Consider the following 12,323-nt stretch of genomic DNA (forward strand, 5'->3'; position numbering starts at 1 on the left):
ATTAGCTACCAGCCAAAGGTTGATTTTTCTTTAGTTTTACGAATTTCAGTTTCGTCTGCCCACTCAACTAGTCCGCTTTCCATATCCATTAAACGCATCGTAAATTTGTAGTATACGTCTGATTTATCGGCATTTGATTTAACAATGCTCGATAAGTTTCCGTAGAGCATGTACTGCGCACCAATTTGCTTACCAAATGCAACGGCTGTTGCAGGGTTAACAAGGGGGTCTTCGTTTTGAAAGGTTAATTGCTCTCGTACTGATTCAACTCGAGTCATATCTACAAAACGGAACTTACCACTGCGTAGCATTTGCGTAGAGATTGAATCGGTGATTGATTCTGTATCAATGTGCTCGCTGGTTTTGTTTTTAATACGCTCAACAAATACGATAGGGCGTTTATTAGCGGTCATTGTGCCAACAACGGGTGAGCTGAGTAATGAGTCGGTCATTTGACTCGCTACTTTTTGTAAGTCGGTAGAACCAAAATTAATATCTGTTGTTTCTACTGCTTGTGCATCGCCATAACTTACAACGGCTTTATTAGCACAGCCACTTAATACTAAAGCGCTCAAACCAACTAGAGCGTAGGTTGATGCTGTTTTAAATTTGTTACTGATGATCATGATTGTTTCCTCTAATCTTTAAATTCTTGTGATTTGGTAGACACTTCTCTTACTGCTAAAGAAAAGGTAACCGCATCAGAGCTAGGTGCTAAGCCCGGTAATTGTGTTTTTGCAAAACCAAATAAGGTAAGTGCTTGCCAAGGTGAATGATTGCCTTTGATAACAAAGCCGTCTTTATCAAACCAATTAAATTGGTACTGCAAATACTGTGATTTTTTATACTGGCTCGAAAGGGTCACTACCACATCGGTTAACTGGTTGGTTTGACGTGTTTTAACATCAGTAATGGTCAACTTTTTACCGAGTTCAGGGTTATCTACACGTAATTGCTCATTAAATTGATTTTTATTTTGTTCAACAGAAATACCTGATGTAACCGGTTTGCTGGAACATGCACTGAGCATTAAGACTGCTAATAATGGCGCTATGTATTTCATGATGGCTCCTAGAGTTGAACTACGTGGTAATTAAAGTAGTTATTAATAGAGGTTAAGTAAATTAATGTTAACCCTTGCTTACTAATGGTGAAATTTATAGGCGTTTGTGTGCCTATATGCAGAGAATGCTCACCTGTATTTAGGCTTTGCCTTGCAACACTTATTTGATTTGGAAGCGTCAGCCAACTGCGTGTATCAGCTTGCTCAGACGCCAAATTATAAATATTGGCAAGTATATTACCTACATCACCTGCACTGCGTGCAAGCTCTGCGCGTACTTTTTCTTTAGCTACTAATCTAAGCACTTGGCGAGCTACTTTTGCAGGTATTTGATCCTCTAATGTTTTTGCTGCAAGTGCTTCAATGTGAACCAGTGGACTAAGCGCTAAGCTTTGTGCATCTATGTTTATACTGCTAATGCGGCGGACATAGGCGTTATCTTTATATACCGGCATTGCTAGGCTATAAAAGCGTGCATCGCCACGTGATGAATAAATTGGTAAGCGCAGTTTAAATTCATCTTGTTTTGGTACTAAGCCTTGTTCAAATAAAACAATTACTTCGCCTTGTGTTGCTGAAATAGTTGGCGCATCACTAAAACGTTTTTTAAATTCACTTAGGTCTTGGTCAAACCCTTGTTTTTTAGCAAGGCGTATTACGTCCTGCTGTAAATAAATATTGTTAGGTTGTATAGCCAGTGCTTTTTTATAATCGATATAGGCGTCGTCGTATTGTTTAGCACTTTGGTAAAGCAAAGCAGATAAATAAAATGTGTAGGCATTTTGAAAGCCATTTTTTACGTCTCTGGTCACATTGCCCATGCTAGGGTAGTGCTGCTGCGCTTCTTTAACTGTTGAGTCGCTATCTGTTTTATTTTCGCTTAGTGCATCAACTTGTACTTTATTCGCGCGGCGAATTTCAACCAAAGCGCCTTCTACATCATTTTTATACACGTAGTTAAGTGCTTTATAACTATGAAGCATACTCATTTCGTAAGCCGGTGGCACATAAGTTATGGCTGAGTCGTTAGTAAATAACGCATTGCTTTGCTCAAGCCCTGCACTTACTTGTATTTTGGCGGCTTCGCGTTTTTTTTGCATTTGTGTATACACGTTCTCAAATTGACTTTGTGCAACTTGTGACGTATGGGCTAAGTCGTTTAAGCGAGCTTGCTCAAGTTGGTTGAGTAAGTAGCTGCTGTGCATGGTGCTATTATTGGCAATAAGGGATTGCGCTTCTTCGATATTATTTTTCTCGATCGCATTTCTTATTGGTGTCATTTGCGTGGCATAGTCATTAAATAGGTCATTAAAGCCTATTGTGCTACACCCACTTAAAATAAAACAAAAGCTTAAAATTATACTTAGGCGCACTGCGCACTCCTCTTAATTTACCTGCATACATTAACATATTATTTTTAGCTAAATGTGTGAAATATTGTAAAAAATCGTAGAGTAAAACTGTCTGCTAATAAGGAAATATAAAATGACATTGGTGAACAAAGTGTGAATTTTCTTGTTGGGTAACAATATTGAAATGCTTAAGGTACTTTATGGGTCTTATTGAATACAATGATCCCTAAAGTGTAATGATAAATGAATTTTTTAAATGAAGTAATTGCTACTCATTAAGTCGAATACGGAAAATACTAAAAGTATACCTTGTGTTGTAAACACCGTATTTTGTGAATGCGGCTAAAATTTAAGTATAAATGATCTAATTTATTAAAATTAAATACTCTCTTTGCACAGTTATACCAATCCTGTTTAAATGTGCTGCTCAGTAAGCGGTTTTATAGGCGCTTATGACAATGTTTTGAGCTTAGTAGGTTAATTATTTAATTAGTTAATTGAAATAACTCTGTAATTCGTTTTATTGCTAAGGAATTTTTTTGAAAGCTACGTTGTACACAATCATTGCTTTAATTGCGTTTGCTGCAAACTCTCTTTTTTGCAGAATGGCTTTAGCCGAAGGCTATATAGATGCTTGGAATTTTACAGTTATTCGCTTACTCAGTGGTGCTGCGTGTTTGGGCGTTATAATGGCTATTTATACTCATAATTTAAAACGAAAAGGCACATTTAATCCCGCTATTTTAAGTGATAAAGGAAGCTGGCGAAGCAGTATAAGCCTTTTAGTGTATGCACTTTGTTTTTCGATTGCATACGTAGAGCTAGATACAGGAACCGGTGCACTTATTTTGTTTTCAGCCGTGCAACTGACTATGATTGGCTGGGGTATCTATCAAAAAGAGCAGTTGAGTGTGCTTCAGTGGTGCGCGTTTATTGTGGCGTTAGGTGGCTTTGTGTATTTAATGCTGCCATCTGCTGCTGTACCTTCATTATTAGGTGCATCACTTATGGCACTCAGTGGTGTGGCATGGGGTATTTATAGTATTCGCGGTAAAGTGTGTGTATCACCACTGCGTACGACTGGGTTTAACTTTATAAGAAGCTTAGTTGCTATTCCTGTTTTATTACTCGTAGGTATGAGTTATTTAAAAAATATGAGTGTTGAAGGGGTGTTGCTTGCGTGTGCGTCAGGTGCGATAGCTTCTGGAATTGGTTACAGTGTTTGGTATGTGGCTATGCCGCTACTTAAAAGTACCCAAGCTGCTGTTGTGCAGCTTTGCGTGCCCGTACTTGCAGCTGTTGCTGGTGTACTGTTTTTATCAGAGCAAGTAACAATGGAGTTTGTAGTAGCAAGTTCGTTAATATTAGGCGCTGTGTTGGTATTTATTTTAAATAAAAAGAAGGAAACCACTTAAACAAGTTCTTTATGGCGGACTAACGTTCGTTACAAAGCGTGTATAAATAGCAGGTAGGTTATCAAGTATTGCCTGTTTGCCCTGTAGTTCACTATTTTTTATGCATTCAAAAAGTACTTGCTCGCTAAGCCTATTCACTAATAATTGTGATTGCTTAATATGGCTTATATGCCAAAGCTCAGGTGCTACGCCGCCTAAATCATGCTGGTAAGGGCGATAAAAACCAAATTTAACTAAGTGAGTATCAAGCCAGTTACTTAAAGGCGCAAATGGCCCACCTTGCAGGTATTCATCAGGTGTTAGCTGTAGCTTATAATCATCACTTACTGCAGCTTTATCAAACACATCTAAATCTGTTCCTAAATGATGCCTGCTTGCCCCAGGTAGTGCAGAGTAGCGCATTATTGCCATACATTTATCACTATCACTTAGCTTAGTTAAATCTACAATCTCTTGCTGTTTATTAAAAACAGGTCTAATACCTAAAAACTTATTATTCCAAATAATTGATTGACGATCAAAATCGCGAAAACTTGAGGCAATAGTAAGCTCAAATCCCGCTTTTTTTGCAGCACTTTGCAGCGCTAAAAAGTCGTTAATAATAGCGCTGTGCAAGCGATGATTTTGTATATCAGTTAAATGTGTATCACTTTGCCCTGTGATACACATCATTGGTGTTGGTTTAGTTACATCCATTATGCTAAAAGTTGCTCTAATATTTGCTCGTAAATGTCGGTAAGGGCTATTAAATCATCGGTACTTACGCATTCATCTACTTTATGAATAGTGGCGTTACGTGGGCCAAGTTCAATTACTTTAGCGCCTGTTTGTGCAATAAAGCGACCGTCAGATGTGCCGCCGGTAGTTTCTAGATTCGTGGTTAAACCGGTTACTGATTTAATTGCGTTAACTGTGGCATCAACAAGCGGGCCGTGCTCGGTAATAAAAGGTAAGCCATTTACTATCCAACTTAATTCATAATTTAAGTCATGCTTTTGTAGAATGTCATTCACACGCTGTTGGAGTTGCTCATGCGTTACTTGCGTGCTAAATCTAAAGTTGAACTGTACTTCTAGCTCACCCGGGATCACGTTACCAGCACCTGTGCCGCCATTAATATTCGAAATTTGAAAGCTAGTAGCAGGAAAGTACTCATTTCCGTTATCCCACACCGTTTGGCTAAGCTCAGTAAGTGCAGGCGTTGCTAAATGAATTGGGTTTTGTGCTAAATGTGGATAAGCTACGTGGCCCTGTACGCCTTTAACCGTTAGGTAAGCGGTAAGTGAGCCTCTTCGGCCATTTTTAACCACATCGCCTAATACATCTCGTGATGAGGGTTCGCCTACTAGGCACATATCAATTTTTTCACCGCGTGCCTCTAGCGTATCAATTACGCGAGTAGTCCCGTTTACAAACGGTCCTTCTTCGTCAGAAGTGATTAAAAAAGAAATCGAGCCTTTATGATCAGGATGTTTAGTAACAAAACGTTCGGTTGCTACAAGCATTGCGGCTAATGAGCCTTTCATATCGGCAGCGCCACGCCCGTGTAATAGGCCATCTTTTATTAATCCTGAAAACGGCGGGTGTTGCCAATTTTTTTCAGGACCTGTTGGTACAACGTCGGTGTGACCAGCAAAGCAAAAGTGCGGCGATTGTGTGCCTTTTCGAGCCCAAGTGTTGAGTGTGTCGGTAAAAAATAATGACTCTATATTAAAACCAACCGCAGCAAGGCGATCGTTCATCATCTGTTGGCAACCAGCATCTTCGGGCGTTACCGATTCACGTTGGATTAGCGCTTGGGCGAGTTTAATTACATCATTAGTCATTATTTAAAAATCTCGTCGTATTGCGCTGCTTTAAAACCTAAATGGTAACTGCCATTGTTTACCAGTACTGGACGTTTGATCATGGCAGGTTGTTCAACCAACAATGGGATAGCACTTTCTTTAGTTAGACTCTGTTTTTGCTCATCAGTTAATGCGCGATAAGTTGTTCCACGTTTATTAACGAGTTGTTCCCAATCGAGCTTGTTTGCAAAATCGCTTACCATTTGCTCATTTACGCCATCTTTGCGGTAATCATGAAACGTAAATTCAAGGTTATTATCGGTTAAGTATTTTTTAGCTTTTTTTATCGTATCGCAGTTGCTAATACCGTATAGAGTGATCATAAATCTAGTTCTTCTTAATAATAGTTAATAGTGTGTCTTCACCCGCATTTACATGCGAATGCGAGTAATGAAATGTGCCAAGGTTATGGCCGTTAAGTAAAATTAAACTGGCTAGTATTGGGGTATCAAGCTCTCGTAAATCAAAGTAAGCAAGGCGCTGACCTTTGCTAATTTTACTGCCGTTGAGCTGTGCAATATGCGTGTGCTTAATTGATTGCGAATCAGAAATAGTTAAGTTAATTAAAACTTTTAAGCCATTTTTAGCTTGTAAAATAAACTCAGTCCCTGCGTTTTTTACTTGTAATAAAGTTCCATCAAACGGGGCTAAAATTTTATGACTTGTTAGTTGCACAATAATACCAGGGCCCAGTGTGCCAAAACGAAAAAAAGGTTCTGGATGCTCTTTCAGTTCAATTACCTTGCCTGTAAAAGGACTGGTAATATTTATTGCATTAAGAGGTGTTTTGTTTTGAGCTAAATAGTCAATTTTTTGTGCTTTCATAAGTTAGTTTACCACCACGTTGTAACCCTCTTTTTTTAGAGTGGTAATAGCATTTTCTGCAGTGTGCTTCTTAATTAAAATATAATCAGTATCGTAGGTCGAAATAGAAAATATAGAAATTTTAGCGCGCGCCAATACACCTGAAATATTAGCCATAATCCCGGTTAACGAAAAACCAAGTGGACCTACAACTTCAAGAGCTTGCCAGTCTGGTTCGGTATCTAGGCTTGTTACTTCAAAATTGCTTGGGCATACAATTGAAAGTTCATCATGGGTTTTAGAAATAAAAAACAGAGATTGCTTTAAAAGCGCCGCAGGTATGTCGGCATCTACATCTAAACTGTGTATAGATAAAATGGTGCTGTGTAATTGTAATGTTTGTTTTGACATTAAAAGCCTGCGAAACAGCAATGTTGGTAACTTTATAGTATAGATTATTGGCATTTAATTAAAGGTATAACAGCCACTAACTTAGCAGGTCATAAGTAGAAAAATAAAAAGTAAAAACTTACCCACAATTTCTGTGGATAACCTTGGGGGTTGCAGGGTATAAACAGCCTAACTAATTAATTATTAAATAAATAATAGCTAGGCTATAAAAAGCACATATTGGTATAAGTACCTAATTAAGTACTTCGGCTTGTGCTGCTTGAATAGCCGTTAGTGCAATTGTGTATACAATGTCATCAACTAACGCACCACGGCTTAAATCGTTAACGGGTTTGCGCATACCTTGCAGCATTGGACCAATACTAATCAAATCTGCACTTCGTTGCACTGCTTTATATGTTGTATTACCGGTATTTAAATCTGGGAATATAAATACAGTTGCTTTACCTGCAACGGGGCTGTTTGGTGCTTTTTTAAGTGCGACATTTTCCATGATAGCAGCGTCGTATTGAAGTGGACCGTCAATAATTAAATCAGGACGTTTTTGTTGTGCTATTTTTGTCGCTTCACGTACTTTTTCAACATCGGCGCCAGTTCCAGATGTACCTGTACTGTAGCTGATCATGGCAACACGGGGCTCAATACCGAATGCTGCAGCAGAGTCAGCAGATTGAATTGCTATGTCAGCAAGTTGTTCAGCATTTGGATCTGGGTTAATAGCACAATCGCCGTAAACTAATACCTGATCAGGCAGCAACATAAAAAAAACAGATGATACAAGGGATGATCCTGGCGCTGTTTTAATTAACTGCAATGGTGGGCGAATTGTATTTGCAGTTGTGTTTACTGCACCGGAGACCAAACCGTCAACTTTACCTTGCTCAAGCATCATTGTGCCAAGTACCACGTTATCTTGTAGTTGCTCTTGTGCTACTACGGCAGTTAGGCCTTTGCTTTTACGAATTTCGACCATAGGGGCGATATATTCATTAATAATACTGCTTGGTTCTATAATAGTAACATGCTCATTTAACTCAATACCTTGCTGCTCTGCAATACGCATTATTTCTTCGCGATCGCCCAGTAATATAGTTTTAGCAATCCCGCGTTGACCGCAAATAGCAGCCGCTTTAATCGTACGTGGTTCGTTACCTTCTGGTAGTACAACTGTTTTACCTGCTTTACGCGCCTTATCAGTTAATAAGTAACGAAATGCAGGGGGGGATAATTTACGTGTTTTACCAACACTCTTAGCTAATGTGTCAAGCCAATCAGAGTCGATATGTTCAGCGTTATGATCTTTTACTTTTTCAATCCGTTGGTCATCATCGTTTGGTACTTCCATATTAAAGTTATGCAGTAATAAGGAAGTACGCCACGTATCAGCACCGGTGGCGAGTATAGGCAAACCTGTTTGCATGGCTTGCTCACACAAAGCCATAATTCGTGGCTCTGGCTCAAAGCCACCGGTGAGTAATATAGCACCAAGTTTAGTGCCATTCATTGCAGATAGGCACGCAGCAACCAGTATGTCAGAGCGATCGCCTGGGGTTACTAATAAAGCGCCTGGCGTAAAATAATTTAAAATATTTGAAACCGTACGAGCACAGAAAGTAATGCGGCGAAGACGACGATGAAGCATATCGCCTTCGTTAATAATTGTAGCTTTTAAATAAGCGCTCAAGTCTTTTACGCGCGGTGCGACTAAGTCAAAATCCCACGGGATTGCACCCAGTAACATAAATGGGTTTTTTCTAAAAATAGGTAAAGATGCTAAACGATTTAATTCGTTTTCAAGCTCTTCTGGTTTATAGGCGTCGACTAAATCAGCGCGTGCACGACCTTCTTCATCAAGTGGCGCATTTACTTTATTAAAAATACAGCCCAGTACTCGAGGGTGATCAATTCCACCGTAGTTACCTGCTGCAATTTCTAGGCGGTCTTCTATTTGAGTAATGGTGTAATTGCCAGGGGTAAGTACAAATACAATTTCAGCGCCGAGTGTTTGCGCAATTTCGCGGTTTACACGCCCAGCGTAAGGTTGACGGCGGGTAGGCACCATACCTTCGATAATGGCTACTTCATCGTCGTTTATTTTACTTTCAAAGCGTTCAACAATTTCCTCTAGTAGGTCATCACCTTTACCGTCGCCAATCATTTGCTCAGCATAATCAAGTGCAAAAGGCATTGGTGGGTTAATAGGTGAGCCTTGAGTAACTATTTGCGTTGATTTTTCAGGACCTGTTTCACCCGAGCGAGGCTGAGCGATTGGCTTAAAAAAATTAACTTTAACTGTTTTTTGCTCAAGTGCACGCACTAAACCAACTGATACCGACGTTAAACCGACACCTGTAGACACAGGGATTAACATAATACGGCGTGCCATATTAAAGCTCCTTTACAATGTTTGCAGCATCAAGAGCGATAACCCACTCTTCATTAGTTGGCATGACGACAGCTTTACAACGTGCCTCTGCAGAGCTAATAACGCCTTCTTGACCAAAACGAGCATTGAGGTTGGCTTGCGGGTTGCAGTCAACACCTAAAAAGGCAAGTTGAGAGATAACTTTTTCACGAATAATATCTGAATTTTCGCCAATGCCACCAGTAAAAATAACCGCGTCAAGGCGCTGTAATGGCACCATATAAGCCGCAATTTGTTTTGAAAGGCGGTAGCAAAACATTTCAATTGCGAGTATCGCTTTTTTATTACCGGCCATAGCCGCTTCTTCAATGGTACGGCAATCGTTAGAAAGCTCGCTAATCCCTAATAAGCCACTTTTTTGATTTAATAGGTTATCTATTTGCTGGGCTGTGTAATCAAGTTGAGTGGTTAAAAAGTTAAATAAACCAGGGTCTATATCGCCACTACGTGTGCCCATTATTAGACCCTCTAATGGTGTTAGTCCCATGCTGGTATCAACACTTTGTCCATTTTTAATAGCGCATACAGAACAACCGTTACCTAAGTGGGCACTAATGAAGTTACTTTGTTCGATAGGTTGCTTTAAGAGTTTTGCTGTTTGCCCTGCAACATAGAAGTGACTTGTGCCATGAAATCCATAGCGCCTAACACCAAATTCTGTGTACAGCTTATATGGAAGAGCATAAAGGTAGGCAACTTCGCTCATAGTTTGATGAAATGCGGTATCGAATACTGCTATTTGTGGTAAACCTTCAAACGATGCCTGCGCCGACGATATACCGAGTAAATTAGCATTACCATGGAGGGGGGCAAGAGTAGCTGATTGCGTTATGCCAGCAATTACTTTTTCGTCTATCAATACAGATTGCGTAAAGTGCTCGCCGCCATGTACTACACGATGGCCCACTGCGATAAGTTGCTCGTCTAAACTGTGATCTTTTATTAGGCTTACTAACGTATTTATTGCCTCGGCATGAGCTTGCTCTGCTTCTAATTTAATGACTGTTTTAGCGTTCTTGTATTTATATTTTATAGAAGGAGTTGCTGCACCTAAGCGCTCAGCTAGACCAGAGATAACTTCATGACCTGTGTTTGCGTCTATAATGGCAAACTTTAAACTTGAGCTACCACAATTAAGGACTAAAACGTGTTGTGACTTAGGGGAGTTTGTTGGCATAAATTCAATTTCCGTAAATAAAAATTAGTAAGTTAACGTTAAGCATCGGGCGTTATACTTTGAATGATAAAAAGGGTTAAGCACTTAATTAAACTAAATAAATGTTTAGTTAACCCAATAAAGAGTATTTTACCTCAGTTACGATGTTTAGTTTAGTGTTTTGCACATATTAACAGCAAAATTATGTACCTTGACTGATAAAGTGAAAGCATCTGAAATTGTGTTACACTTTAAATATAATCCGTCTATTATCGTGTTTAAATGTAACTACTGTGAGGAGTCATGATGCAAAAAAGTGTGATGTCACAATTACAAATTGGTCGATTGTATGCAAAACAATGGCCGATGCGAAAAGAGCTTGCACCTTTATTCACTGAGTTTAAAGTGATTAAAGCGACTGAACTCGCTATTGCTGTTATGCCTATATTAGCGATGCTTACGCTGTTTTTTCAGCTTAATTATTTAGGAGCTGATTTTTTGCCTCAAGCGATTGCTAGTGCTTTGTTTTTTATATCACTCCCATTACAGGGTTTATTGTGGTTGGGGAAAAGAGCGAATACTCCCCTAGAGCCCGCTATGCAAAAATGGTATAACGAATTGTATACAAAAATGGTTGCTAATGGATATCAGGCCAAATTAAAGGAAAAAAAGCCCCGTTATTTGGAGCTTGCTAATTTACTTAAAGACATGTTTGATAAAATGGACAAAGCGTTTACCAAAGAGCAATTTTAACTATTTATGCCATTGCCTATTTTAGTAAATTGCGTAACATAAAATGATAAGGTGACAGTGTGCTCACCTTTTTCTTCGAGTGCTGTCCAGTGCTCGGGTCTAAATTTCCAAGCAAATGGCGTCATCATAATTAAATTTTTAACGTCGCTAAAATTAAGTGATACTTTTTCAGTTAATAGAAGCTGTTGCCCTTGAGTAAACTCACTTGGAGTAACTATTTCAGTGTGTTCGTTAATATTTTTATAAATATAGCTTTTTAGCTCTTTTAGATGCCAAGGTCCAGGGCTTGCAACAATCAGTGTTGCACCGGGTTTAGCAAGCCTTGCTAATTCTTTTTCAAACAAAGGTGCAAAAACACTTACTAACACATCTGCAAATTGGTCATTAAATGGGGCTTTGCTGATTGATGCGACACTAAAATGACAATTACTATATCGTTTTGCAGCATATTTAACTGCTGATTTTGATATGTCTACACCATATATATTAGCTTGTGATTTATTAGCTAACGATTGAGTGTAAAAACCTTCACCACAACCTAAATCAATAATGTTATGTGCATTTAAAGTACTTACAATGCTACCCAGTGCGTTCTGTAAAAAACCATAAAAACCACATTCTAAAAATGCGTGTCTGGCTTGCACCATTTCTAAAGAGTCACCGGGCTGCTTAGAGTTTTTTTGTTGCACGGGCAGTAAATTTACATACCCTTCTTTTGCAAAATCAAAACTGTGGTTGTTAGCACAACGTAGTGTTGAATCAGTTTTCAAAAGTGCGTCGTTACATAGCGGGCATTGATATTCAAGACTCATGAGCCTAGGTAGTCCTTATCGTAAAAAGTTTTTACCCAATGGGGGCGGTAGGTGATCATAATTGTTATAGCCATGCCGTTGAGCATTGCTTCAGGAAACCAAATTATGGCACTTAAATAAACGTAGTTATCTGCAAGTTCTTGCCAATTGTATTGCCCTATAGCTAAGTAAAATAAAGCACCTAGGCTTATTTTTATACAGGCTATAAACCCTGCGGTTATAAATGCACAAACAAATATATAAACAAAAAAATAGACGAGGTAAAGTAACTGGTAACGTAAATTA

13 protein-coding genes and 1 pseudogene are annotated in these 12,323 nt (G+C 39.0%); 2 read left to right on the plus strand and 12 right to left on the minus strand.

Annotated features, from left to right (window positions below):
- Positions 1-5: 5 nt before the first annotated feature.
- Genes lpoB through P20652_RS08430 form a run of 3 tightly spaced genes read right to left on the minus strand, consistent with a single transcriptional unit; the run spans position 6 to position 2,436 of the window.
- Complete coding sequence (gene lpoB / locus P20652_RS08440) at positions 6-626, minus strand: penicillin-binding protein activator LpoB (RefSeq protein WP_008169094.1); 621 nt, start codon at positions 624-626, stop codon at positions 6-8.
- Between the two features lie 11 nt (positions 627-637).
- Complete coding sequence (locus tag P20652_RS08435) at positions 638-1,063, minus strand: YcfL family protein (RefSeq protein WP_008169095.1); 426 nt, start codon at positions 1,061-1,063, stop codon at positions 638-640.
- A gap of 8 nt (positions 1,064-1,071) precedes the next feature.
- Positions 1,072-2,436: a COG3014 family protein gene (locus P20652_RS08430; protein ID WP_008169096.1), complete on the minus strand. Its 1,365-nt coding sequence runs from the start codon at positions 2,434-2,436 to the stop codon at positions 1,072-1,074.
- A gap of 518 nt (positions 2,437-2,954) precedes the next feature.
- Between P20652_RS08430 and P20652_RS08425 the strand changes: the two genes are divergently transcribed.
- Entirely contained in the window at positions 2,955-3,830 is an 876-nt protein-coding gene (locus tag P20652_RS08425; RefSeq protein ID WP_008169098.1) for a DMT family transporter, read from the plus strand.
- A 9-nt stretch (positions 3,831-3,839) separates the two neighbouring features.
- On the opposite strand, the gene P20652_RS08420 is transcribed toward P20652_RS08425, so the two are convergent.
- The 7 genes from P20652_RS08420 to P20652_RS08390 form a co-directional block, all read right to left on the minus strand.
- Positions 3,840-4,526, minus strand: a complete 687-nt coding sequence (locus tag P20652_RS08420; RefSeq protein WP_008169100.1) for a M15 family metallopeptidase — start codon at positions 4,524-4,526, stop codon at positions 3,840-3,842.
- The gene (gene dapE, locus P20652_RS08415) at positions 4,526-5,656 is read right to left on the minus strand and encodes a succinyl-diaminopimelate desuccinylase (protein WP_008169102.1); all 1,131 of its coding nucleotides are present in this window, start codon (positions 5,654-5,656) and stop codon (positions 4,526-4,528) included. The genes P20652_RS08420 and dapE overlap by 1 nt, the downstream gene beginning before the upstream one ends.
- On the minus strand, positions 5,656-6,000 hold the full coding sequence (locus P20652_RS08410) for an ArsC family reductase (protein WP_008169104.1): 345 nt from the start codon (positions 5,998-6,000) through the stop codon (positions 5,656-5,658). The genes dapE and P20652_RS08410 overlap by 1 nt, the downstream gene beginning before the upstream one ends.
- A 4-nt stretch (positions 6,001-6,004) precedes the next feature.
- On the minus strand, positions 6,005-6,502 hold the full coding sequence (locus P20652_RS08405) for a PTS glucose transporter subunit IIA (protein WP_008169105.1): 498 nt from the start codon (positions 6,500-6,502) through the stop codon (positions 6,005-6,007).
- Between the two features lie 3 nt (positions 6,503-6,505).
- Entirely contained in the window at positions 6,506-6,892 is a 387-nt protein-coding gene (locus tag P20652_RS08400; RefSeq protein WP_008169106.1) for an ACT domain-containing protein, read from the minus strand.
- A gap of 232 nt (positions 6,893-7,124) precedes the next feature.
- The gene (gene pta / locus P20652_RS08395) at positions 7,125-9,278 is read right to left on the minus strand and encodes a phosphate acetyltransferase (protein WP_008169107.1); all 2,154 of its coding nucleotides are present in this window, start codon (positions 9,276-9,278) and stop codon (positions 7,125-7,127) included.
- A 1-nt stretch (position 9,279) separates the two neighbouring features.
- Complete coding sequence (locus P20652_RS08390) at positions 9,280-10,494, minus strand: acetate kinase (protein WP_008169109.1); 1,215 nt, start codon at positions 10,492-10,494, stop codon at positions 9,280-9,282.
- 285 nt (positions 10,495-10,779) lie between these two features.
- Between P20652_RS08390 and yfbV the strand changes: the two genes are divergently transcribed.
- On the plus strand, positions 10,780-11,226 hold the full coding sequence (gene yfbV / locus P20652_RS08385; protein WP_008169111.1) for a terminus macrodomain insulation protein YfbV: 447 nt from the start codon (positions 10,780-10,782) through the stop codon (positions 11,224-11,226).
- Here yfbV and P20652_RS08380 read toward each other — a convergent pair.
- Positions 11,223-12,038: a putative RNA methyltransferase gene (locus P20652_RS08380; protein WP_008169113.1), complete on the minus strand. Its 816-nt coding sequence runs from the start codon at positions 12,036-12,038 to the stop codon at positions 11,223-11,225. The two genes, yfbV and P20652_RS08380, sit on opposite strands and share 4 nt — an antisense overlap.
- Positions 12,035-12,323, minus strand: a pseudogene (locus P20652_RS18200) (hypothetical protein); the annotation flags it as partial. The gene P20652_RS08380 and the pseudogene P20652_RS18200, both read right to left, overlap by 4 nt.

It is taken from the genome of Pseudoalteromonas sp. BSi20652, assembly GCF_000239855.1.
Taxonomy (GTDB): domain Bacteria; phylum Pseudomonadota; class Gammaproteobacteria; order Enterobacterales; family Alteromonadaceae; genus Pseudoalteromonas.